20 protein-coding genes and 1 tRNA gene are annotated in these 23,325 nt (G+C 70.2%); 13 read left to right on the top strand and 8 right to left on the bottom strand.

What is annotated here, in order from left to right; genetic code table 11:
• The 3 genes from AERO9AM_RS10950 to pepN form a co-directional block, all read right to left on the bottom strand.
• Window positions 1-438 carry a globin gene (locus tag AERO9AM_RS10950; RefSeq protein ID WP_159576168.1) on the bottom strand — a complete coding sequence of 146 codons (438 nt, stop codon included), beginning with the start codon at window positions 436-438 and terminating at the stop codon, window positions 1-3.
• Complete coding sequence (locus AERO9AM_RS10945; RefSeq protein WP_159576167.1) at window positions 435-1,727, bottom strand: mechanosensitive ion channel family protein; 1,293 nt, start codon at window positions 1,725-1,727, stop codon at window positions 435-437. The genes AERO9AM_RS10950 and AERO9AM_RS10945 overlap by 4 nt, the downstream gene beginning before the upstream one ends.
• 118 nt (window positions 1,728-1,845) lie before the next feature.
• Window positions 1,846-4,440 carry an aminopeptidase N gene (pepN, locus tag AERO9AM_RS10940; RefSeq protein WP_159576166.1) on the bottom strand — a complete coding sequence of 865 codons (2,595 nt, stop codon included), beginning with the start codon at window positions 4,438-4,440 and terminating at the stop codon, window positions 1,846-1,848.
• 179 nt (window positions 4,441-4,619) lie between these two features.
• Between pepN and AERO9AM_RS10935 the strand changes: the two genes are divergently transcribed.
• The 5 genes from AERO9AM_RS10935 (at window position 4,620) to AERO9AM_RS10915 (ending at window position 9,590) form a co-directional block, all read left to right on the top strand.
• Entirely contained in the window at window positions 4,620-5,810 is a 1,191-nt protein-coding gene (locus AERO9AM_RS10935) for a ferrochelatase (RefSeq protein ID WP_236602578.1), read from the top strand.
• Window positions 5,811-5,894: 84 nt separating this feature from the next.
• Window positions 5,895-6,380: a ribose-5-phosphate isomerase gene (locus AERO9AM_RS10930; protein WP_159576165.1), complete on the top strand. Its 486-nt coding sequence runs from the start codon at window positions 5,895-5,897 to the stop codon at window positions 6,378-6,380.
• The gene (locus tag AERO9AM_RS10925; RefSeq protein WP_159576164.1) at window positions 6,380-7,378 is read left to right on the top strand and encodes an Fpg/Nei family DNA glycosylase; all 999 of its coding nucleotides are present in this window, start codon (window positions 6,380-6,382) and stop codon (window positions 7,376-7,378) included. The genes AERO9AM_RS10930 and AERO9AM_RS10925 overlap by 1 nt, the downstream gene beginning before the upstream one ends.
• A gap of 56 nt (window positions 7,379-7,434) precedes the next feature.
• A complete protein-coding gene (locus tag AERO9AM_RS10920) occupies window positions 7,435-8,085 on the top strand; it encodes an FMN-binding negative transcriptional regulator (protein ID WP_159576163.1) in 651 nt (216 codons plus the stop codon).
• Complete coding sequence (locus tag AERO9AM_RS10915) at window positions 8,082-9,590, top strand: amidohydrolase (protein WP_442923256.1); 1,509 nt, start codon at window positions 8,082-8,084, stop codon at window positions 9,588-9,590. The genes AERO9AM_RS10920 and AERO9AM_RS10915 overlap by 4 nt, the downstream gene beginning before the upstream one ends.
• An 80-nt stretch (window positions 9,591-9,670) precedes the next feature.
• On the opposite strand, the gene AERO9AM_RS10910 is transcribed toward AERO9AM_RS10915, so the two are convergent.
• Window positions 9,671-10,156 (bottom strand): Dps family protein, encoded by a 486-nt coding sequence (locus tag AERO9AM_RS10910; RefSeq protein WP_159576162.1) that lies wholly within the window; start codon window positions 10,154-10,156, stop codon window positions 9,671-9,673.
• A 204-nt stretch (window positions 10,157-10,360) separates the two neighbouring features.
• Between AERO9AM_RS10910 and AERO9AM_RS10905 the strand changes: the two genes are divergently transcribed.
• From AERO9AM_RS10905 to AERO9AM_RS10895, 3 genes are all read left to right on the top strand, one after another.
• The gene (locus tag AERO9AM_RS10905) at window positions 10,361-12,484 is read left to right on the top strand and encodes an acyltransferase family protein (protein WP_159576161.1); all 2,124 of its coding nucleotides are present in this window, start codon (window positions 10,361-10,363) and stop codon (window positions 12,482-12,484) included.
• Window positions 12,485-12,517: 33 nt separating this feature from the next.
• The gene (locus AERO9AM_RS10900; RefSeq protein WP_159576160.1) at window positions 12,518-13,048 is read left to right on the top strand and encodes a gamma carbonic anhydrase family protein; all 531 of its coding nucleotides are present in this window, start codon (window positions 12,518-12,520) and stop codon (window positions 13,046-13,048) included.
• A 46-nt stretch (window positions 13,049-13,094) separates the two neighbouring features.
• Window positions 13,095-13,168 (top strand) — tRNA-Ile (locus AERO9AM_RS10895).
• A 12-nt stretch (window positions 13,169-13,180) separates the two neighbouring features.
• Here AERO9AM_RS10895 and AERO9AM_RS10890 read toward each other — a convergent pair.
• From AERO9AM_RS10890 to AERO9AM_RS10880, 3 genes are all read right to left on the bottom strand, one after another.
• Window positions 13,181-14,236: an MFS transporter gene (locus AERO9AM_RS10890; protein ID WP_159576159.1), complete on the bottom strand. Its 1,056-nt coding sequence runs from the start codon at window positions 14,234-14,236 to the stop codon at window positions 13,181-13,183.
• 170 nt (window positions 14,237-14,406) lie between these two features.
• On the bottom strand, window positions 14,407-16,377 hold the full coding sequence (locus tag AERO9AM_RS10885; RefSeq protein ID WP_159576158.1) for a right-handed parallel beta-helix repeat-containing protein: 1,971 nt from the start codon (window positions 16,375-16,377) through the stop codon (window positions 14,407-14,409).
• Window positions 16,378-16,421: 44 nt separating this feature from the next.
• A complete protein-coding gene (locus AERO9AM_RS10880; protein WP_159576157.1) occupies window positions 16,422-17,501 on the bottom strand; it encodes a LacI family DNA-binding transcriptional regulator in 1,080 nt (359 codons plus the stop codon).
• Between the two features lie 197 nt (window positions 17,502-17,698).
• On the opposite strand from AERO9AM_RS10880, the gene AERO9AM_RS10875 reads away from it, so the two are divergent.
• Genes AERO9AM_RS10875 through AERO9AM_RS10855 form a run of 5 tightly spaced genes read left to right on the top strand, consistent with a single transcriptional unit; the run spans window position 17,699 to window position 22,957 of the window.
• A complete protein-coding gene (locus AERO9AM_RS10875; RefSeq protein ID WP_159576156.1) occupies window positions 17,699-18,997 on the top strand; it encodes an extracellular solute-binding protein in 1,299 nt (432 codons plus the stop codon).
• A 5-nt stretch (window positions 18,998-19,002) separates the two neighbouring features.
• Window positions 19,003-19,959: a carbohydrate ABC transporter permease gene (locus AERO9AM_RS10870; RefSeq protein ID WP_159576155.1), complete on the top strand. Its 957-nt coding sequence runs from the start codon at window positions 19,003-19,005 to the stop codon at window positions 19,957-19,959.
• Complete coding sequence (locus AERO9AM_RS10865) at window positions 19,956-20,843, top strand: carbohydrate ABC transporter permease (RefSeq protein ID WP_201298622.1); 888 nt, start codon at window positions 19,956-19,958, stop codon at window positions 20,841-20,843. The genes AERO9AM_RS10870 and AERO9AM_RS10865 overlap by 4 nt, the downstream gene beginning before the upstream one ends.
• Before the next feature lie 39 nt (window positions 20,844-20,882).
• Entirely contained in the window at window positions 20,883-22,073 is a 1,191-nt protein-coding gene (locus AERO9AM_RS10860) for a Gfo/Idh/MocA family protein (RefSeq protein ID WP_159576154.1), read from the top strand.
• 29 nt (window positions 22,074-22,102) lie between these two features.
• Complete coding sequence (locus tag AERO9AM_RS10855) at window positions 22,103-22,957, top strand: sugar phosphate isomerase/epimerase family protein (RefSeq protein WP_159576153.1); 855 nt, start codon at window positions 22,103-22,105, stop codon at window positions 22,955-22,957.
• A gap of 63 nt (window positions 22,958-23,020) precedes the next feature.
• Here the strand turns inward: AERO9AM_RS10855 and AERO9AM_RS10850 are convergent, their stop codons facing one another.
• A complete protein-coding gene (locus tag AERO9AM_RS10850) occupies window positions 23,021-23,227 on the bottom strand; it encodes a CsbD family protein (RefSeq protein WP_159576152.1) in 207 nt (68 codons plus the stop codon).
• Window positions 23,228-23,325: the final 98 nt, after the last annotated feature.

The following is a 23,325-nucleotide window of genomic DNA, read 5'->3' as shown; positions in this document are numbered from 1 at the left end:
CTACAGGAGCGGGCGGCCGCCGAGGGGAGGCGCGCCGTCGGCGCCGGCGCGGCTCGGCTCGAACGTGTTCACCATCGCATGCGCCGCGCGCTCCAGGTAGTCCCACAGCGTCGCTTCGTGGATGGGTGAGAGCTTCGCATCGTCGACGGCCGTGCGCATGCAGCGGAGCCAGCGGTCGCGCGCGTCCGGGTCGACATGGAACGGCAGGTGCCGCATGCGCAGCCGGGGATGGCCGCGCTGCTCGCCGTAGGTCGTAGGCCCGCCCCAGTACTGCTCCAGGAACATGCGGAGCCGATCTGCGGCCGGTCCCAGATCCTCCTCCGGGTACATGGCCTTCAGCACCGGGTCGAGGGCGACCTCCCGGTAGAACACGTCGACGAGGCGCTGGAAGGTCGCGTGGCCGCCGACCTCGTCGTAGAAGGACACCGGCTCGCTCATCGTTCGTCTCCCCGCTCCTGCGGCTTGTTCGGACCCTCCGGGCGCTGCGGATCCGCTGGGCTCTGGGGATCCGCCGTGCTCTGCGGATCCGGCAGGGGCGGCAGCGGCAGGCTCTGCGGCGCGTCCGGGGGAGTCTTCTTCGGCTTCCCGGCCGGCTTCGGCGCGGCGGGCTTGGTCGTCGCCGAGGCGGCGGGGTTCGGCTTGGTGCGCGGCGCAGCGGCGGTGGCCGGCGTCTCCTCGGCCTTCTTGCGCCGCCAGAATCCGCGCTCAGGGGCGCTGCTGGGCGCCGCGATCGGGGTGGGGCGGGTGCGCGGGGGATTGGCGCCGTGCACCCGGCGGGCGCCTTCGGAGCCGGTGAGCTGAACGGACTCGAGGCTCGGCATCGCGAGATCCATGCCGCGCATCGTGTCGCGCAACCGCATCCGCAGCTCGCGGGCAACGTCGTCCATCGCGTTCGTTCGGGTCTTCATCACCACGCGGATCACGAGCGTGTCGCCCTCGACCGACTCCAGGCCCCAGATCTCCGGCTTCTCGATGATGCGGGTGCGCCACTTCGGATCCTTGGCCAGCGCCTGCGCGGTGACCAGGAGCGCCTCCTCGACGGCGGGGACGTCGGCGTCGGCCGGCACGCCGAGGTCGACGATGGCGCGGGCCCAGCCCTGCGACATGTTGCCGAGATGAGTGACCTCTCCGTTGCGCACGTACCAGAGGGTGCCGTTCACGTCGCGCACCTGGGTGACGCGCACGCTGACGTACTCCACGACGCCGGTTGCACCGCCGCTGGCCAGTCGCAGCTCGACGACGTCGCCGATCCCGATCTGGTCCTCGGCGACGAGGAAGATCCCGTTCAGCACGTCCTTGACGATGTTCTGGGCACCGAAGCCGAGACCGGCGCCGACGGCCGCGGTGAGCAGCGTGAGCGATCCCAGCAACGCGGTGTCGACCGTGTTCACCACGAGGATGAACGCGATGACGACCAGGGAGACGTTGACGATGTTCTGCAGGATCGTGCCGAGCGTCCGGGTGCGCTGCACGAGCCGCATGTCGGCGAGGGGCGAGCGCTCGAGCGCCTGGGTGTCGTCGACGTTGGCCTTCGACTTCGCGCCGGACACGATGCGGCGTACGACCCGGCGGATCACGACCCGCAGCGCGTAGCCGATCAGGATGCAGACGACGATGATGATGAGGCAGTTGAGGGCCTTCAGGCCGACGTCGCCCAGGACCTTGAGGATCTCGGCCCATTGGTCGACGACCGGGGCCGCGGTGAGCGCAGTGGGCAGCATGTTCATCGCGTCCGATCCTAGTTCGGCGTGCCTCGGTGAGGACTGAAGGCGGGAGCGGCGACACCTCCGCACGACGACGGCGCCGGACGGATCCCCGTCGCGGCGCCGTCGTCGGAACGGTCGATCAGGCCTGCGCCTTCTCCTCGGCGCCGTCCGCGTCACGCGCCTGAGCGGCCAGGGCCCGCTCGACGTCGGCGAGGTTCTCGAACACCAGGCGGCGCAGCGCCGGCGCCGCGTCCTGATGCGCGGTGAGCCACGCGCGGGTCGCGTCGCGCAGCGCCGTGTTGGCGAGCGCCTTCGGGTACAGCCCCACGATCAGGTAGTTCGCGACCTGGAAGGTGCGTCCCTCCCAGATGGCCAGCAGGCTGTCGAAGTACAGCGCTACGAAGGGCTCCAGCAGCGCGGCACCCGCGGGGTGCGTGAACCCGAGCGCGGCCGAGCGCACGATCGTGTTGGAGAGGTCGTCGCGGTCGACCAGGGAGGCCCACGCGGCCTGCTTCGCCTCGGGGCTCGGCAGTGCGGCGCGAGCCTGTGCGGCGAACTCGGCACCCTTGGCGGTGTTGTCGCCCGCCAGCGCGTCGTCGATCGCGGCGCCGTCCACCGCGCCGACCGTGGCGAGCCCGACGAGCAGCTGCCAGCTCAGGTCGGTGTCGATCGTGAGGCCGTCGAGCACCAGCTCGCCGTCGCGCAGGCGGCGGACGACGTCGGCGTGCTCGGGCGTCGTGAGCGAGTTCGCGAACGCGGTCACGAACTGCAGCTGGCTGTCGGATCCGGCCTCCGCGGCCTGGGCGAGCGCCCACAGTCCGTCGGCGACGCGGGTGCGCGCCTCGGCGCGGTGTTCCGGAGTGACGTACAGGGCGGCGGCGGTCTGCAGCTGGCTCAGGGTGGTGCGCACCGTGGTGGACTCGGTCTCGCGGCCGATGTTGCCGAGCACGAGGTCGATGTAGTCGCTCGCCGCGCTCTCCGCGTCGCGGGTCTGATCCCAGGCCGCGCCCCAGACCAGCGAGCGCGCGAGCGGGTCGCTGATGTCCGCGAGGTGCGCGACGGCCGTCGCGAGCGAGCGCTCGTCGAGGCGGATCTTCGCGTACGCGAGGTCCTCGTCGTTGAGCAGCACGAGATCGGGGCGCTTCAGGCCCTGCAACTCTGGAACCTCGGTGCGGTCGCCGTCGACGTCCACCTCGACGTGGTGCGTGCGCACCAGGGCGCCGCTCTCGTCGAGGTTGTAGAACCCGATGCCCAGGCGGTGCGGGCGGATCGTCGGGTAGTCGGCGGGCGCGGTCTGGGTCACGGCGAAGCGCGAGATCGTGCCGTCACCGGCCTCGGCGACGACCGGGGCGAGGGTGTTCACGCCGGCCGTCTCGAGCCACTTCTTCGACCAGGTGGTGAGGTCACGGCCACTGGTCTTCTCGAGCTCGACGAGCAGGTCGCTGAGCTCGGTGTTCTGCCAGGAGTGCTTCTTGAAGTACTCGGAGACGCCCGCGAAGAACGCCTCGATGCCCACCCACGCGGCGAGCTGCTTGAGGACGGATCCGCCCTTCGCGTACGTGATGCCGTCGAAGTTGACCTGCACGTCGTCGAGGTCGTTGATCTCCGCGACGACCGGGTGCGTCGAGGGGAGCTGGTCCTGGCGGTAGGCCCAGGTCTTCTCCATGGCGTTGAACGTGGTCCAGGCCTCGGTCCACTCGGTGGCCTCCGCCGTCGCGATGGTCGACGCCCACTCGGCGAACGACTCGTTCAGCCACAGGTCGTTCCACCACTTCATGGTGACGAGGTCGCCGAACCACATGTGCGCGAGCTCGTGCAGGATCGTGACGACGCGGCGCTCCTTGACGGCGTCGGTCACCTTGCTGCGGAACACGTAGGTCTCGGTGAAGGTCACCGCGCCCGCGTTCTCCATCGCACCGGCGTTGAACTCCGGCACGAACAGCTGGTCGTACTTGGCGAACGGATAGGGGACGCCGAACTTCTCCTCGTAGTAGGCGAAGCCCTCGCGCGTCTTCTCGAAGATGTAGTCGGCGTCGAGGTGCTCCCACAGGCTCTTGCGGCCGTAGACGCCGAGGGGGATCACCCGGCCCGAGGCGCTGGTGAGCTCCGAGAACGTCTCCTCGTACGGACCCGCGATGATCGCCGTGATGTACGACGAGATGCGCGGCGTGGGCTCGAAGCCCCAGGTCGCGGACGCCTCGGTGCCGGAGCCCGTGGACGGGTCGTGCACGATGGGCTCGGGGGTGGGGGAGTTGGACACGACCTTCCACGCTGCGGGCGCGGTGATCGTGAACTGGAACGTGGCCTTGAGGTCGGGCTGCTCGAACACGGCGAACACGCGCCGCGAATCCGGCACCTCGAACTGGGAGTACAGGTAGACCTCCCCGTCGACCGGGTCGACGAAGCGGTGCAGGCCTTCACCGGTGTTGGTGTACTCGCAGTCGGCGTCGACGACGAGCACGTTCTGCTCGGCGAGGCCGTCCAGGGTGATCCGGGAGTCGGCGAACGCGGTGGTCGGGTCGATCTGCTCCCCGTTGAGGGTGATCTCGCGCACCTCGCGCGCGATGAGATCGATGAAGGTGGAGGATCCGGGGGTCGCCGTGAACCGGACGACGCTGCGGGATCCGAAGACCTCCGCGCCCTTGGTCAGGTCGAGCGCGATCTCATACGACTCGGTGTCGACGATCGCGCGGCGCTCCTGCGCCTCGATGCGGGTGAGGTTCTCTCCAGGCACTGCTCAGACTCCCAGGGGTGAGGGTTTCGGCCGCAAGATCCGCGCTGCTGGCGCCGGCGGCAACCGTCCCAGCCTACGCCAGAGCGCCCGCGCCCGGTTTCGCGGGGCGTCACGGTCGGTCGCGACAGCGCGCGGCGGCGTTCGGCCCGGGCAAAGGAGAACCGGGAGAGGATGGAGGGGTGACCGCCCCAGATGTGACCGAAGCCACCGTCCCCTTCGCCTCCGCCGCCGCGGCGTGCGGGCCCGAGTACGTCGAGACGCCCGTCGCGTACGACGGCGTGCTGCTCGCCGGCTTCGGCGGCCCTGAGGGCCAGGACGATGTGATCCCGTTCCTGCGCAACGTCACCCGCGGGCGCGGCATCCCGGACGAACGCCTCGAGGAGGTCGCGCACCACTACCGGCACTTCGGCGGCGTGAGCCCGATCAACGCGCAGAACCGCGCCCTCAAGGCCGCGCTCGAGGCGGAGCTCGCCCGCCGGGGCATCGACCTCCCGGTGTACTGGGGCAACCGCAATTGGACGCCGTACCTCGCCGACGCCGTGACGGAGGCCGCGGAGCAGGGGGACACCACCCTGCTCGCGTTCGCCACCAGCGCCTACAGCTCGTTCTCCAGCTGTCGCCAGTACCGCGAAGACTTCGCCCGGGTGCTCGACGAGACCGGGCTCGGCGGCACGGTGACCATCGACAAGATCCGCCCGTTCTACGACCACCCCGGCTTCGTCGAGTCGTTCGTCGAGGGCGTGCGCGCAGCCGTCCAGGGATTCATCGCCGACGGCGTCACCCCCGCGGCGATCCAGGTGCTGTTCACGACCCACAGCGTGCCGACCGACGACGCCCTGCGCTCAGGCCCGCGTGATGTGGACTGGGGCCCCGGCGGCGCCTACGCCGCGCAGCACGAGGCGGTGGCGGCCTGGGTCATGAACCGCGTGGCCGAGCTGCTCCCGGAGGTGGCCGACGTGCCGTGGGAGCTCGTCTACCAGTCTCGCTCGGGTCCCGCGTCCCAGCCGTGGCTCGAGCCCGACATCTGCGACGTGATCGAGGAACTTCCGGAGCGCGGTCGCACCGCGGTGGCCGTCGTCCCGCTGGGCTTCGTGAGCGACCACATGGAAGTGCTCTGGGACCTGGACACCGAGGCGAAGGACGCCGCCGCCGATGCGGGTCTCGCATTCGTGCGCACCCCCACGCCGGGCGTCTCGGAGTCGTTCGTCGCCGGGATCGTCGATCTCATCGAGGAGCGGCTGGAGGGACGTCCCGCGGCGGAGCGCAAGCACGTGACCGCGCTCGGCCCGGCTTTCGACGTGTGCCGCCCCGGCTGCTGCGAGAACATCCGGGCCGGTTTCAAGCCGGCCGCGGCCGGGATCGCGCCCTGACCGCAGCCGGCACGGGATCCTGACGCCGGCCGGAGCGCTCGTCATCGCGGCGGCCGGTGTCGCGGTCGTCCGTAGGATTGACGCATGCGCATCCACATCGCCACGGACCACGCCGGTCTCGAGTTCTCCACGCAGCTGCAGCACCACCTCGCCGAGGCGGGGCACGAGGTCATCGACCACGGTCCGGTCGAGTACGACGCCCTGGACGACTACCCGGCGTTCTGCATCCGTGCGGCCCAGGCGACCATCGCCGACCAGCGCGCCGGCGTCGAGGCGCTCGGCGTGGTGTTCGGCGGATCCGGCAACGGGGAGCAGATCGCGGCGAACAAGGTCGAGGGAATCCGCGCCGCGCTGGTGTGGAGCATCGCGACGGCGGAGCTCGCGCGTGAGCACAACGACGCGAACGTGATCGCGATCGGCGCCCGTCAGCACAGCTTCGAGGAGGTCACCACCTTCATCGACCGGTTCATCGCGACGCCCTTCTCGAACGAGGAGCGCCACGTGCGCCGCATCGCGCAGATCGCCGACTTCGAGCGCGACGGATCCCTGCTTCCCGACCCCCGCGCCTGATGCCCGAGGGCCATTCCGTCCACCGCATCGCGCGGCAGTTCGCGCGCAACTTCGTGGGCAAGCCGGTCGCCGCGTCCAGCCCGCAGGGGCGGTTCGCAGAGGGTGCCGCCCTCCTGAACGGTCGCACCGTCGAAAGCGTGCAGGCCGTCGGCAAGCAGATGTTCCTCGAGACGGAGGGGGATCTGTGGCTGCGCGTCCACCTCGGCCTCTACGGGGCCTGGGACTTCTCCGGCGAGATCCTCGTGGATCCGACGATCGCGTCCGCGAACGGGCGGATGGGCCAGACCAACCAGCGCGGCACCGACCTCGACGTCCCGATCCTGGATGCGGCGGGGGAGAACTCGCTCTCGTCGATCGGCGCTCCACGCAGGACTCGCGTGCACGTGCGCATGTCCGAGGCCACCAGGGGACTCGCCGATGAGGGCGCCGAGTGGCCCCCGCCGGTCGTCGGCCAGGTGCGCCTGCGCCTGCTGACCGACGTGACCTGCGCCGACCTGCGCGGTCCGACCGCCTGCGTGCTGCAGACTCCGGACGAGATGCTCGCCACCGTGGCCAAGCTCGGGCCGGATCCGCTCGTCGGCGACCTCGCCGAAGGCGAGGAGCGCTTCGTCGCGGCCGTGCGCAAGAAGTCGACGCCCATCGCGCTGCTGCTCATGGACCAGGCGGTGGTCAGCGGGATCGGCAACGTGTACCGCGCGGAGCTGCTGTTCCGCGCGCGGCTGAACCCGCACACTCCGGGTCGAGATGTGCCGGAGGAGACGGTCCGCGCCCTCTGGCGCGACTGGGTGCGACTGCTCGCGATCGGCGTCGAGACCGGTCAGATGATGACCATGGACGACCTCTCGCCGGAGCAGTACCGCGCCGCCATGGCGCACCGCGACGACCGGCATTGGGTCTACCACCGCACCGGTCTGCCCTGCCGCGTCTGCGGCACGGCGATCGTGCTCGAGGAGATCGGCGCCCGCAAGCTGTACTGGTGCCCCCGCTGCCAGGCGTGAGCCGCGGTTCCCGGGGGCGACGCCCAGGCGGCGGCCGCCGCTCGTAGGCTTGTGCCATGCGCCAGAACCCCAGCTTCGCCATGACCGATGTCGCCGAGCTGCGGCGGATCATCGCCGCGAACCCGTGGGCGACGCTCGTGGGTCGCGACGAGAACGGCATGACCGCCTCGCACTACGCGGTGCTGCTCGATCCCGACCGCGACGATCTCACGATCGTGGCGCACGTCGGCCGTCCCGACGACCTCGTCCTCGGCCTCGGCGCGCAGGAGCTCCTGGTGGTCTTCCAGGGCCCGCACGGCTACGTCTCGCCGGGCTGGTACGGCGACGTCGCCGGCGTGCCGACCTGGAACTATGTCGCGGTGCACCTGTCCGGCGTGCCGGAGGTGCTCGGCACCGAAGAGAACCTGCGCGTGCTGGAGCACCTGGTGGGCCACTTCGAAGGGCGTCTCTCGCAGCCGCGCGGCATGTGGACGCCGCCGAACGATGAGGCGTTCGTCCGCCGGCTCGAAGCGGGCACGGTCGGGTTCCGGCTCACGCCGACGCGGGTGACCGCCAAGCGAAAGCTGAGCCAGAACAAGCCGGACGACGTCATCGAGAACGTGATCCTGGAACTGCAGGGCGACGGCGTCTATGCGAACCCGGCCCTGGCCGCCGAGATGCGCCGCGCACAGGACGCCCGCATCGCCGCGCGGCTGGACGCCCCGTGACCGCGCCGGAGCGCGGCGCCACCGTGGACGCCGTGCGCGCGGTGCGGATCGCGACCGATGACCGGCGCCTGCTCCCGGTCGACGGTCCCGTGGATCTGCTGCTCGCGGACGGTCGGATCGCCGACATCGCCCCGACCGGCGCTCTTCCGCTGCCCGGACGAGTGCTGGAGGGCCACGGCGCCTGGATCGCGCCGGGGTTGTGGGACCACCACGTGCACACGGTGCAGTGGGCGCTGGCCGCCCAGCGCGCGGACCTCTCTGCGACCGCGAGCGCCGTCGAGGCCGCCGCCCTGATGGCGACCGCGCCGGTGCTGGCGGACGGGCGCCGGGTCGGCACCGGGTTCCGCGACGTGCGCTGGGCGGATCATCCGAGCCTGGCGCTGCTCGACGAGCACACCGGCGAGGTGCCGACCTATCTCATCAACGCCGACGTGCACAGCGTGTGGCTGAACTCGGCGGCGTTCCGGCGCGAACGCTTCCCTGCGGCGGAGGACGGGATGCTGCGGGAGGAGGACGCGTTCGAGATCTCCCGCCGGCTGAACGCGGCGGATCCCGCTGTCGCGGACGAGGCCGTGGCAGCGGCGGCGCAGCGTGCCGCCGGGCGGGGCGTGGTCGGCATCGTCGACTTCGATATGGCCTGGAACGCCGCAGCCTGGGAGCGGCGACTTGCGAACGGCTTCGACACCCATCGCGTGGAATACGCGGTCTATCCGCACGACCTGGATCGCGCGATCGCCGAGGGGATCAGCACCGGGCAGCCGGCGGCGGGCGATCCGCACGGCCTGGTGCATGCGGGGCCGCTGAAGATCATCTCGGACGGCTCACTGGGCACGCGCACCGCGGCGTGCAGCCACGGCTACGCCGACGACGTGCACAACCACGGCGTGCTCACCGTCCCGCCCGCCGAACTGCAGGCGCTGCTGCTGCGCGCCGCCGGGGCCGGGCTGGAGATCGCGCTGCACGCGATCGGCGACGTCGCCGTGACGGCGGCACTCGACGCGTACGCCGCGACAGGAGCCCAGGGGACGGTCGAGCACGCGCAGCTCGTGCGGCACGGAGACCTGGCGCGCTTCGGCAGGCTCGGAGTCGCCGCGAGCGTGCAGCCGCAGCACGCCCTCGACGACCGCGACACGGCCGATGCGCTGTGGGCGGGGCAGACGGCGATCCCGTATCCGCTCGCCTCCCTGCACCGCGCCGGCGCGGCCCTCCGCTTCGGGTCCGACGCGCCGGTGGCGCCGCTGGATCCCTGGCACGCGATCTCGGCCGCGGTGTTCCGCACCGACGACGACCGCGCGCCGTGGCACCCCGAGGAGCGCGTCGAGCTCAGCACGGCACTCGCGGCCAGCGCGCATCGGGGGACCGGAGGCGATGCCGGGATCCGCCCGGGAGCCGTCGCCGACCTGGTGCTGATCGGCACGGATCCGCAGCGCGCCGATGCGCGATCGCTGCGGGAGATGCCGGTCGCGGCGACCCTGCTCGGCGGGCGCCTGACGCACCAGGGCTGACCCTTCCAGCGACGGCGAAGGCCCCGCCCCTCGAAGAGAGGCGGGGCCTTCGCGGTGTGAAGCCCGTGGCGTCCGCGGGGTCAGGCGGCGACGTGCGACACCAGGAACCAGCGGTCCTTCTCCAGGCCGCGCTGGATCTCGATCGCGACGTCCTGGCTGGTGAGGTCGATCTCGTCGAGGCCCTCGACGGCGGCCTTCACGTCGACGAGGATCGCGTCGATGTCGGCGATCACGGCGCGGACGAGGTCGTCCGACTTCGTGAAGCCGGCCGGCACCTGGGTGGCGCCCGCCTTCTCGGCGACGACCGCGGCGCGGGCGTCGATCGGCAGGCCCAGGGCGACGATCCGCTCCGCAGCGGTGTCGGCGAAGTCGCCGGCGTGGTCGACGATCACGTCGAGCAGCTCGTGGACGCCCACGAAGTTGGCGCCGCGCACGTGCCAGTGCGCCTGCTTGCCGTTCAGGGTGAGGGCCTGCAGGCCCAGCACGACCGGGGTGAGGAACTGCGCGGCGCCGGCGGCGACGGTCGGGTCGACGGAGGTGGCGGTGATGGTGTCGGTGTTGCTCATGATGTCTCCTCGGTGGTCGCTCGGATCCGTCCGGCTGATGTTGTGATCTCAACGCTACTCGCCGCAGAATGTTCCGCAACCAAGCTGAGGCAACGCTAACTCGCTGGTCATGGGCTATTTCGGCAAGGCTTGCCTTCGCTGCGGATCCGCTCTGGCGCGGTGTGGAAGACCGGCGCGCACAGCGATCCGGGATACCTTCGTCAGGTGGCAACAGCTGGTACCTCCTCCCGTGCGGCCCTGCGCCGACTCCGCACATCCGAAGCGCAGAGCGCTCCCGCTGGGCAGAAGGTCGGTGCGAACTTCATCCCGCACGTCCAGGGCCTGCGCGCGATCGCCGTGCTCGCCGTGGTGCTCTACCACTTCTGGCCCGGGCGGCTGACCGGCGGCTACGTCGGCGTCGACATCTTCTTTGTGATCTCGGGCTTCCTGATCACCGCGCACCTGGCGCGGGAGCTGGAGTCGACGGGCCGCGTGAACCTGGGCCAGTTCTGGGCGCGCCGGGCCCGACGTCTGCTGCCCGCCTCTCTGCTGGTGCTGCTGTTCTGCGCGATCGTCGCCGCCGTCCCCGTGCTGTCCCCGCTGTCGCAGCTGCCGGCGGAGCTGAAGGAGATCGTCGCCTCCACCTTCTACGTGGAGAACTGGTTCCTCGCACTGAACTCGGCGGACTACCTCGCGCACTCGGGCGATCCGACGATGGTGCAGCACTACTGGTCGCTGTCCCTCGAGGAGCAGTTCTACGTGCTGTGGCCGCTGATCATGCTGCTCGCGGCATGGATCGCGGTGAAGTACTTCCGCGGCTCCCGGCTCCGCGCCGCGGCGTTCGCGATCGGCGTGGTGTCGGTCGCCTCGTTCGCATTCTGCGTGTGGTTCACCGCGACCAACCCGGCGCCCGCGTACTTCGTGACGTTCGGGCGCATGTGGCAGTTCGGCGTGGGGGCCGTGCTGGCGCTGGTGCCGCGCCTGCGGATCAGCAACGCGATCGGGAGCTTCGTGCTCGGCTGGGGCGGCATCATCGTGCTGCTCGTCGTGATCTACCGTTTCGATGGGCAGACGCCGTTCCCGGGCTACATGGCCGCGATTCCGACTCTCGCGGCCGCCGCCGTCATCGCGGCGTCGAACACGGAGCGCTGGTGGTACCCCACGCGGATCCTCGCCATCCGTCCCATGCGCTTCACCGGCGACATCTCGTACAGCCTCTACCTCTGGCATTGGCCGCTCATCATCATCGCGCCGTCGGTGCCGTTCTGGGGCCTGACGATCTACCATCGCGTGGCCCTCGTCGGCATCTGCTTCGTGCTGGCGTGGCTCACCAAGAGGTTCGTGGAGGACCCGGCGCGCACCTGGAAGCCGCTCACCTCGCGCAAGCCGAGGCTGTCGCTGTGGGCGGCCTTGGCCGCGATGGTCGTCGTCGCCGGCACCGCAGGCGCAGGATGGGCCGCCAACGCCGGCACCTACCAGCAGGGGGTGCAGGCGATCGCACAGCTGCGCGCGAACCCGCCGGCATGCTTCGGCGCCGCCGCGATCCTCGACGACTCCTGCGCGGGGAAGACGACGGATCAGATCCTGCCCGCGCCCGGCTTCGCCGGAGTGGACCGGCCCGAGGAATCGCAGTGCTTCGTGCAGCTCAACGACGCGCGTCCGGTGTCCTGCGAGTTCGGCTCCAAGGATCCGGGGGCGAAGCAGGTGGCGCTCATCGGTGACAGCCACGCTTACCAGCTGCTGACCACGTTCCAGGGCATCGCGAAGAAGGAGGGGTGGCACCTCACGACCTACTTCAAGGGCGCCTGCCCGTGGAACACCACGCCGCTGTCGACCGGAGGCGCGTTCGGCGACGCGTGCACGCAGTACCGCGGCGCGGTGGCGGATCAGCTGGAGAAGAAGCACTTCGACGCGATCTTCACCGCGGCCCTCTCGACCACGCCCTACGCGGCCGGCGACCACGGCTCGTCCTACGAGGCAGCCGTGGCGGGCTATCGCGAGGCCTGGGCCACGCAGACGGCCAAGGGCACGCCCGTGATCACCGTCGTGGACAACCCGGTGTGGGAGACCGACCCGAACAAGTGCCTGAGGACCCGTGCGCAGAGCGCCTGCGACGGCTCCCGGTCCGAGCTGCTCACCGAGAAGGATCCGCTGCGCGAGGCCGCGGCGGGGCAGAAGGACGTCACGCTCCTCGACTTCACCAAGGTGTTCTGCGACGACGAGACGTGCCGTCCCGTCGTGGGCGGTGCGAACATCTATCGGGATCAGGACCACATCACGGTGACCTTCGCGAACTCCCTCGCCCCGCAGTACACCGCGGCGCTCAAGGCGGCGATGGGTCTGGGCTGATCGGGGCGCGGTCGTGACGGGTAGGGTCGCGGTATGAGTGACGACGCCACGATCCTGTCCCTGCCGGGCCGCACGCCCGCGATCGATCCGACCGCCTTCCTCGCCGCCGGGGCGAGGGTGATCGGATCCGTGACGATCGGCGAGGGATCCAGCGTCTGGTACAACGCCGTGCTGAGGGCCGATTCCGCCGAGATCCGGATCGGCGCGGGCAGCAACGCACAGGACAGCGTGTCGGTGCACGTCGACCCGGGTCACGGTGTCACGATCGGCGACGACGTGTCGATCGGCCACAACGCGGTCGTGCACGGCTGCACGATCGGCGACGGTTCCCTGATCGGCATGGGCGCGGTCGTGCTGAACGGTGCGGTCATCGGATCCGAGTGCCTCATCGCCGGCGGCGCGCTCGTGCTGAGCGGCACGGAGGTGCCGGACGGGTCGCTCGTCGCCGGCGTCCCGGCGAAGGTGCGCCGGGAGCTCACCGCGGAGGAACGCGAGGGACTGCGGCGCAACGCGCGGGTCTACCGCGAGCACTCCGCGCTGCACCGCCAGGCGACGCCCGCCTGAGGGGCGTGCACCGGACCCTGCCCGAGCCCGGTAGTCTCGAAGGTCCGGGGCGGTGGCCAAGCTGGTGAAGGCAGTGGGCTCATAACCCAACGATCGCGGGTTCAAGTCCCGCCCGCCCCACGCTGGACGACGTCACGAACCCGCGTGCTCGTCGCGATGCCCGCGGATCAGGGCGAGCATCGCGGGATATCCGCACGCGGTGAGCGCCGCCGTCGCCAGCATGGTGACGGTCCAGCTGCCGGTGGACGCGATCATTCCGGTCATCACGACCGCCACCAGCGCGCCGACGAGATACCCGATGCCCTGTCCGAGTGAGGACAGCGCCGTCGCGGGGCCCAGCGACGCAGGCGCACGCGCGATGACGATCAGGCACAGCGGGTACAGGCACTGGCCGGCGCCGGCCACGATCGCGGCGGGTATGGCCAGCGGTGGCGGCACGAGGGGCAGGACGATGCCGCCGAGGCACAGGCAGAGCGTCCCGACGGTCCCGACGATCCCCGGACGCCGCACTCTCGAGACCAGCCAGGGCGTGAGCACGGCCACCGGGAGCGCCATGGCGGAATAGACGGCGAGGAGCACGGCCGCGGCGCGGTCGTCGAGCCCCAGCGCCTGGTGGGCGAGCGTGGGCAGCCACACGAACAGGGCGAACGCGTTCCCCGCCGACATGCCGAAGACGACCCCGATGCGCAGCGCGTGCCGCACCATCGCCCGCTGGTCGCCACGAGGGAGCGGCGCGTGCTCAGGAGCGACGTGCGTCGACCATCCGCCTCGACCGCGCAGCACGATCAGCAGCAGCGGGCAGGCGCCGACGAGGGCGACCGCAGCCCAGGGGAGCAGCGCGGTACGCCACCCCGCGTCGGCGAGCAGACTCGACACGATCGGCGGAAGCGCGCTGCTGAGTGCGATCACCGCAGCGTAGACGGCGGTGACGCGCGCGATGGCGTGGGGGAACCACGCGCGGGCGAGCGGGGGCAGCGCGACGTTCACGGCGCCCATCCCGGCGAGTGCCGCGAGCGTCGCCGCCAGGAACATGCTGCCCGTCGAAGCGGAGGATCGGATCGTGAGGGCGATCGCGATGAGAAGGAGCGCTCCGGCGGCGAGGACGTCCGGTCGGCGCACCTCGAGGAACAGCCCGAGGACGATGCCCACGGCCGCGAACATGAGCGGCGCTGCGGCGCTGTAGCCCACGTCATCGCCGTGGTGAAGCCGAGCTCGGCGCGGAGGGGACCGAACAGCGGCGACGCGGCTGTCATCGCCGCGCGCGACGACAGCGCCATGGCGACGATGCCGGCGCCCGGCAGCAGTCCCGCCGATGCGGCGCTATGCGCAGACACGGCGCGCTGCGTGCGTCGGCGCGGTTACCACACCCGCACCCGGGATGATCCCGAGCGCAGGCCTGCGAGAGGGCCGACGGGATAGCTCTGCCCACCGTGCTTCTGCGTGCCGGTGAGATCGACGTCGAGGATCACGGACGTGCCGTCCGGATTCTCGAAATGCGCGTTCGCGAAACGGACCGGGGGCAGCTCCTCGCCGTCGACGAGTCCGACGTTCGCGTCGTCGAAGGAAGAGGGAAGCTCGGCGAGGAGGTGGACCTCGTCGCCTTCGTCGGCGACCTCGATGCGCACGGGCTCGGTGAGGACGACGGCGTCGGCCTCCCGCGCGTACGCGATCGCCCCGGGGCCGTACGCGTTCCGGCGCAGATACACCGGCTGACGGGCGTGCAGGAACCGCTCGTGATCACCGAGCGCGGGGTCGGCGACCGCCTCGAGGTACTCCTCGAACGTCGCCGGATGCGCATCGTACGCCGAGGTGCCATGCGTCACGATCTGCCCTGGGCGCTTGGTGGCACCGTAGGCGACGTCCGGGTCCCCGCCAAGGAAGAGGTTGCCGATAAAGCGATCGTCGCCGCCGTGGACGGGCGCGAATCCGGCGACGTGCGTGCTGTGCGGCAGGTGATACGGGGTGGCGCGGTCGAGCACGGGCTCGACCGACACGGTGCCGCAGACGAGGTTGTTGACGAACGCGCCGCCCTGGCTGAACACCTCGAGCGAGGCACGGGATCCGAACACGTTGTGGTCGACGAGGTAGGGGCCGTGGCTGACCTCGATGAACAGGTCCCGGCTGTTCCCCGACAGGACGTTGCGCGAGATGCGCGTACCCTGGGTCTGCCAGTCCAGCCAGATGCCGAGAGTGCAGTCGTGGATGCGGTTGTGCACGATCTGCGTGTCGATCGCGGCATGCAGCTTGATACCGGCGATCTCGTACCCGTAGAACTCGCGCTTGACCGCGATGTTGTAGATGTGGTTGTCCTCGATCGTGGAGAACACCGCCCCGAGGTGGCCGACGATGCCGTTCTGCCCGCAGTCGAAGATCGTGTTGCGGCGGACGATGTGGGATCCGATGTGCTCCTTGTCCCAGCCGATCTGCCGGGCCGCGAAGACGGACTCGAGCTGGTACTGGTACCCGGGCTTGTCGCCGCGCTCGGTGGCGAAGTTGTGCCCCGTCGAACCCTCCTTGCCGAGGGAGATGCCGGAGCACTTCGCGTCGTGGATCACGTTGTCTTCGATGATCCAGCCCTTGGCCCAGTTCGGACCGATGAGTCCCGGCTGATCGGCGGTCGGGGGCGTCCACGGCGACGCGGCGTGCGCCAGTTCGAAACCGCGCACGGTGATGTAGTCGATGTGGTTCCGGACGGGGGAGAACACGGAGCGGCGCACGTTGATCTCGACGAGCTCGCGGTTCGGATCGGCGCCCTGGAAGTTCGCCCAGATGACCGTGTCGGCCTCGTCCACCTCCGCGAACCAGACGAGCAGCGTCTGGTCGGGGTTGCGCACGCGGTCGGCGGATCCGGTCCAGTCGTCGACGGCGTCCGTGCGACGGACGGGCCGGTGCACATCGTCGAGGCGGGCGGCCTCGTAGAAGCTGAGCCCGTTCAGGTACACGTCGCCGAGGTGCTTGCGGACACTGCCGTCGGGGTGCACGATCCAGTCGCCGTCGATGATCTCGGCGAACGGGTTGAAGGAGCCGAACAGGGTGTTCGGCACCGTCGCCTTCCACACGGTGCCGTCCACCGGAACCCATCCGGTGATCCTCTCGGATCCCTTGATCGTCACGTGCTCGCCATCGGCGGATTCGAACGTGATGCGGCGCTGCTCGCTGACTCCGCCGCGCACCGGCTGGACCCACTCGCGGTAGACGCCCTCATGGACGCGGACCGTGTCGCCGGGACGGGCGACGTGCGCCGCGCGGTTGATCGTGCGGAACGGGGCGTCCGCCGTTCCGGCGGCGGTGTCGGAGCCGGTGAGCGCGACATGGAGCACGGACGTCATGGGGGTTCCTTCGTGGTGGTCGGGGTCTGGCGGCGGCGCGCGTGTCAGGGCGCCGGTGCGGAGCCGGGGCGGCGGGCCGGGACGTCGGTCGAGTCCCGGACGATGAGGTGGGTCGCAAGCTCGACCCGCTTGGACGGGAGCAGCTCGCCGCGGGCGAGCTTGAGGATCGTCTCGACCGCGGTCTGACCGATCTCCTCGACGGGCTGGTGAACCGTCGTCAGACGCGGCGAGGAGGTGTGGGCGAGAAGGGTGTTGTCGAAGCCGACGATGCTCAGCTGCTGCGGCACGCTGAGGCCGCGCGTGCGGGCCGCCTCCATGACGCCCATGGCGGTGACGTCGCTGGCGGCGAAGACGGCGGTGGGCGGAACCGGGCGGCTGAGCACCTCGAGGCCGGCGGAGAGCCCCTGCTCGAACGTGAACGGCCCGTGGATGACCTCGGAGAGGTCGGGGTGCAAGCCGGCCTGCTGCATGGCGGCGAGATAGCCGTGGGTGCGCGCGACATCGCAGGCGGAACCCGCGGGGCCCCCGATGTAGGCGATGTCGGTGTGACCGAGCTCGATGAGGTGGCGGGTCGCGTCGAGGCCGCCGGCCCAGTTCGTCGCGCCGACGCTGACGAGACTCATCCGCGGCACTTCCAGCGGATCCACCAGGACCACCGGGAGTCCCACGGTCCGCAGCGCACGCTCACGCTCCGCGGAGAACTCGCTGGTGACCTCGATGACGCCGATGCGTCCGCCGCGGGCGAGCCGCTGCGCCCACTTCAAGGGCGTCTGCCGATCGACCGCGGACAGCGAGCGGACCACGATCGCGGTCTCCGCGATGTCGGCCCCGGCGACGGCCCCGGACAGCAGGGCGAGCGTGTAGGGGCTGCGCAGCGAGTCGACGATCACCTCGATGAGCGGCTCCCGGGTGCCGCGGACGGGGCGCTCCCGTTCGCCGATGCTCACGTAGCCGAGGCGGTCGGCGATGTCCTCGATGGTGCGGCGCGTCTCGGCGCCGACGCCGCCGCGCCCGTTGATCACCTTGGACGCGGTGGCGACGGACACGCCCGCCTCCTCCGCGACGCGCGCGAGCGTGACCCGGTTCGGGCGGAGGTTCTCGGCGGTGCTGCTGGTCGTGGTCATCGTTGACTTCCGTTCGGTCGTGATGTCATTCCTAGTCGCGAAAACAACGCGACGGCAACTTCATGGTAGCGAAATTCTTTCGCGCTAGATCGGCTTGACTACGCGGATCGCAATGGCCGACGGTGGGTTGAGACGCAAACACAGTGCGAAACTTTCTCCCGAAAGCGCACTCCTCACCAATGAAGGAAGGATGAGCGATGAAGCTCACGCAGAAGACCGTGCGCCTCACGAGCCTGGTGGCGGTCGCCGCCACTGCAGCGCTGGCTCTCACCGCGTGCGGGTCGGCCGGACCGAGCGGCAGCTCGGGCGGTCCTGCCACCGCCTGGTCGTTGACCGGGCAGCAGGTCACGATCCAGAACGCGTTCGACGCCTTCGGCAAGGCGAACCCGAAGGACGCGATCAAGGTCCAGTTCTTCCAGAACGACGCCTTCAAGCAGAAGATCCGCACCGCGATCGGATCCGGCAACGCTCCCACGCTGATCTGGTCCTGGGGAGGGGCGGGCAGCTTCAAGACCTACGTCGACTCGAAGAAGGTCATCCCTCTCGACGAGTCGCTGGTCAGCGACTACTTCCCGTCGATCGCGAACAACGGGAAGATCGACGGGAAGCTCTACGCGGTGCCGAACAACTCGGTCCAGCCGGTCCTGATGTACTACAACAAGGACCTGTTCGCGAAGGCGGGCATCTCCGCGCCGCCGGCCACCTGGGACGAGCTGCTCGAGGACGTGTCGACGCTCAACGCGAAGGGGATCGCACCGTTCGCGATGGGCGGCGCGAGCAAGTGGCCGCAGCTGATGTGGCTGGAGTACCTCACCGAGCGGATCGGCGGGCCGTCCGTGTTCCAGGCGATCCAGGAGAACCGGAAGGGCGCGTGGTCCGACCCGGCTGTCCTCGAGGCGCTGCAGAAGATCCAGCAGCTCGTCAAGGCGGGTGGCTTCATCGACGGGTACGCCTCCGTGGCCACGGACAGCAGCGCCGACACGGCGCTCGTGCAGACGGGCAAGGCAGCCATGATCCTGCAGGGCGCATGGGCGTACGCGAGCTTCCAGACCACCGACCCCGCATTCGCGAAGTCCTCCCTGGGATGGGCGGAGTTCCCGACCGTCGCCGGCGGCAAGGGCGACCCGAAGAACGTCGTCGGCAACGCCTCCAACTACTGGTCCATCTCGGCGGACGCATCCCCCTCACAGCAGGAGTCGGCGAAGAAATACCTGGCGACCGGAAACATGACCGACGCCTACGTCGACGACGTGCTCAAGGGCGGCGCCGTGCCGCCCGTGAAGGGCATCGAGGACAAGATCAAGGCGAGTCCGAATGCCGACTTCCTCCTCGACGTCTACGACCTGGCCAAGGACGCACCGGCCTTCACCCTGTCCTGGGACCAGGCCATCGCTCCCGCAGCCGCGGCGGCGCTGCTCACGAACCTCGACCAGGTGTTCCTGGGGCAGATGACGCCACAGCAGTTCGCCGAAGCGATGAACGCGACCATCAAGTAACGATCATGACTTCTGCAACCGCACTTCCGGGGCCGGCCACGACGGCCGGCCCCGGCGGGACACGTCGGCCGCAGCGCGCCTCGCGCCGCCGGCTCGCCGCCGGCCCGAGCTTCCTGTACGCCGTTCCCGCGCTCGTGATGTTCGTCGCGTTCGCGATCATCCCTCTGGTCGTCGTCTCGGGCCTCAGCTTCACCAACTGGGACGGCATCGGCGTGATCACCCCTGCCGGGCTGAACAACTGGATCGCGGCGCTCGGCGATCCCGAGACCTGGCATTCCCTCGGCCTGACCCTGCTGGTCATGGTGCTGTGCTGGGTGATCCAGACCCCGCTGGCGCTGCTGCTCGGCGTGTTCACCGCGGGCAAGCAGAAGTACCGCGCCGTCTTCGCGGTCCTCTTCTTCGTCCCGCTGCTCATCTCCTCGGCGGCGATCGCCATCGCGTGGCGTGCCCTGCTGGATCCGAACTTCGGCCTCGGTGCCTCGTCCGGGCTCCGCTGGCTCGCTCGTGACTGGCTCGGCAACCCGGACACGGTGCTCTACGTCGTCGTCATCATCATCGCGTGGCAGTACGTGCCGTTCCATGCGCTGCTCTACCAGGGTGGCGTGCAGCAGATCCCCGAGTCGATGTACGAGGCGGCGACGCTCGACGGCGCGGGGCGGATCGCACAGTTCTTCCACATCACCCTGCCGCAGCTGCGGAACACGGTCATCACGTCGTCGACGCTCATCCTCGTCGGTTCGCTGACGTACTTCGACATCGTCTACGTGCTGACGCAGGGCGGCCCCGGAACGTCCACGCGGATCCTGCCGCTGCAGATGTACCTGACCGGTTTCGTGGGCTCCAACATGGGCGCGGCGAGCGTGCTGGCGATCATCCTCGTCGCGCTCGGACTGATCCTGTCGCTCACCCTGACCAGACTGACCGGCTTCAGCCGGATGACCAGCGACCTCGAGGGGGCATGATGACAACCCAGGCGATCATCGTCGGCGCCGAGCGGGCGGCGTCGACACCCTCCCGCACCGCTCGCCAGCGTCCGAACGTGCTCGGCGGGCTGGCGGCGACGCTCTGGCTGATCTTCGCGATCGTGCCGGTCTACTACGTCGTCATCACGAGTTTCAAGACGCAGAAGGGGTTCTTCTCCGAGAACGCGCTGCTGCCGCCGTCGCACCCCACCCTCGACAACTACGGGCTGGTGCTCGCCAGCGGCTTCACGACCTACTTCCTCAACAGCGTGATCGTCACGATCGGGACCGTCGTCCTCACCGTGGCCTTCGCGCTGGGGGCGGCCTACGCGATCGTGCGCGGCTCGCGGTCCAACCCGTGGCTGCGCCGGGCGTTCTCGTTCATCCTGGTGGGCCTCGCGATCCCGTTGCAGGCCGTCATCATCCCGGTCTACCTGATGATCATCCGCGCCGGTCTCTACGACAGCCTCGTCGCCCTGATCCTGCCTTCGGTCGCGTTCGCGCTGCCGTTGACGATCATCATCCTCGTCAACTTCCTCCGCGACATCCCGGGTGAGCTGTACGAGGCCATGCGCGTCGACGGCGCGGGGGACTGGCGCACGCTCACCACCCTCGTGGTCCCGCTCGCCCGGCCGGCGCTCACGACGGTCGCGGTCTACAACGGCCTCAACGTCTGGAACGGGTTCATCTTCCCGCTCGTGCTGACGCAGAGCCCCGACAAGCGGGTGCTGCCCCTGGCGCTGTGGACGTTCCAGGGGGAGTTCACGACGAACGTCCCCGCCGTGCTCGCCGCGGTCGTCCTGTCCACGCTGCCGATCGTCGTCGTGTACATCTTCGGCCGGCGGCAGCTGCTGGCAGGGCTCACCGCAGGCGTGGGCAAGTAACCCTCCACCCGAACACTCACAGGACGGAACACCTTCGACATGGGCAGCGCCCGAACCGGATCCCCCTCCACGCCCTCCGAACGCCAGCTCTCCGGGAGCGGCTCGCCCCTCGACGAGGGCACGACGGCACCGCCCCGAATGCGCATCGGCGTGCTCGGCTGCGGCCTGGTCAGTCACATGTACCTGCCGAACCTCGTCGAATCCCCGATCGTCGACCTCGTCGCCATCGCCGACCTCGACTCCGCCCTCGCCGAGCAGGTGGGCCGGCAGTACGGCGTGCGCGCCGTCGCTCCGGACGCCTTGCTCGAGGACGCATCCGTCGAACTGGTCGTGAACCTGACGCCCATCCACGCGCACGTCGGCACCACGCGCCGTCTGCTGGAGGCCGGCAAGCACGTGTACACCGAGAAGTCGCTGGCCCCGACCTACCCGGAGGCGCGCGCCCTCGCCGACGAGGCCGATCGTCGCGGGCTGGTCCTCGCCGCGGCCCCGGACACCCTGCTCGGCTCGGGCTTCAGCGCGGCGCGCGCAGAGCTCGACGCCGGCGCCATCGGCCGACCCGCATTCGCGTCGGCCGTGATGGTGCGCGGCAGGGTGAACGAGTCCAGCTGGTACACCGCAGGCGCGACGCCCCTGCTGGACATGGCGCCGTACTACGTGACCGCACTGGTGTCGCTCTTCGGATCCGCCGTGGAGGTGACCGCGAGGTCGACGCTCTGGCAGCCCGGTGAGAAGCCCGTCGAGGCGTCGGAGGGGGCGCAGCTCGGCGCGGACGCGATCATCCGATTCGCGAGCGGGGCGACCGCGATGCTGACGCTCGCCTGGACCGCGACGACGCCGCATCCCGAGACGACACGCCTGGACGTGTTCGGCGCGGAGGGCATCATCCATTTCCCCAACCCCAACAACTTCGGGGACCCGGCGTTCCTCACCCGGTACGGCACCGACGAGCGATCCGAGATCGCCGACAGCCGGCAACCCGCGGCCCTGCGCGCGAACCTGCGCGGCCTCGGCATCGCGGAGGCGGCGCAAGCCATTCGCGAGGGCCGGCAGCCGCGCTGCTCCGCGCACCTCGCCGCACACGTGGTCGAGATCATCACCGCCATCGCGGAGGCCGGTGAGACACGGGCGCCGGTCGCGATCACGAGCCGCGCAGAGCGCCCGCGGCCGCTGGCCGCCCAGGGCCGCAACGCCTTGCTCCCCACGCCGGTCGGCGTCGGACGAGCCTGAACCTCACCCCTCAGAGAAAGTCACCCTTCATGCATCAGTTCGCCATCAACCCGCTGCAGTGGCTGGCAGGCCCCGACGGAAACCTGGATCGGGCCCTCGCTCCGAAACGGCAGGAGCTCATCGCTCGCGTCGCCGCGTCGGGGTTCCGCGCCATGAGCATCGCGGTCCTGGATGACGCGGCGGTCGAGCAATACGCCCAGGAGCTCGAGGACGCCGGTCTCGCTCCGGCGCCCGGTTACGTGAGCTTCGATCTCACGACGACCGATCTCGACCCGGTCTTCGAGACCGTCGACCACCTCGCCCGTGCTCATCGCGCGCTGGGTCTGAGCGAGATCTTCCTCGCAGGCAGCGCGGTCCCGGAGCGCATGGCTGTCCCCGCCGTCGGCGTCGCCGCGGACGAAGAGCGCGAGAAGCTGATCGCGCGCAACGTGAGGGCCGTCTCCGAGCGGTTCCTGGACGCCGGCATCCGTGCCGGTTTCCACCAGCACATCGGCACGTGGGTGGAGACGGAGGGGGAGCTGCTCCACCTTCTCGAGAGGACCCCGGCCGACGCCGTCTTCCTCGGCCCGGACACGGGGCATCTGACCTGGGCCGGGATCGACCCCGTGGCGTTTCTCGGCGAGCACGCCGATCGCGTGCGCGGCCTGCATCTGAAGGACATCCATCAGGATCGCCTCCGCGCGGCGACCGGGAGCTACTCGCAGGTGATCGCTCAGCGGGTGCTCACCGAACCCGGGCGAGGTGACATCGACAACGACCGCGTCCTCGCTGCGCTGGGGGAGGACTTCGACGGATGGGTCGTCATCGAGGTCGATCACCCGGACGGCATCTCGCCGGACGAGAGCGCCCAGCGCGCCGCTGCGTGGGCGAACAGCCGGGCGTAGCCGGTGCGCGCACCGCCCCGCCCGGCATCGCGCGATGCCGGGCGGGGCGAGTCGTCGCGGACCTCAGTCGTCCAGCGCGTCCTTGGCGTGGTCGCGGGCGTTCTCGAACCCCTCCTTGAGGTGCTCGCCGCTCTCCTTGAGGTCGGCCTTGGTCTGATCCAGGCGGCCCTCGTTCTCGAGCTTCTCGTTGTCGGTGACCTTGCCGGCGGCCTCCTTGGCCTTGCCCGCGATCTTCTCGCCGGTGTGCTTCACGTGATTGGCAGCGCTCATGGGCGTGCTCCTCTCCTTGTGGTCGAGGACACCACGATCGCAACTCCGCGGGCTCGGCGCGACGGGGTTGACGCGGCGCGGGCGGCTCGCTATCGCCG

The sequence above is a fragment of the Microbacterium sp. 8M genome (assembly GCF_902506375.1).
Taxonomy (GTDB): domain Bacteria; phylum Actinomycetota; class Actinomycetes; order Actinomycetales; family Microbacteriaceae; genus Microbacterium.
This window is presented reverse-complemented; position numbering and strand designations above follow the sequence as displayed.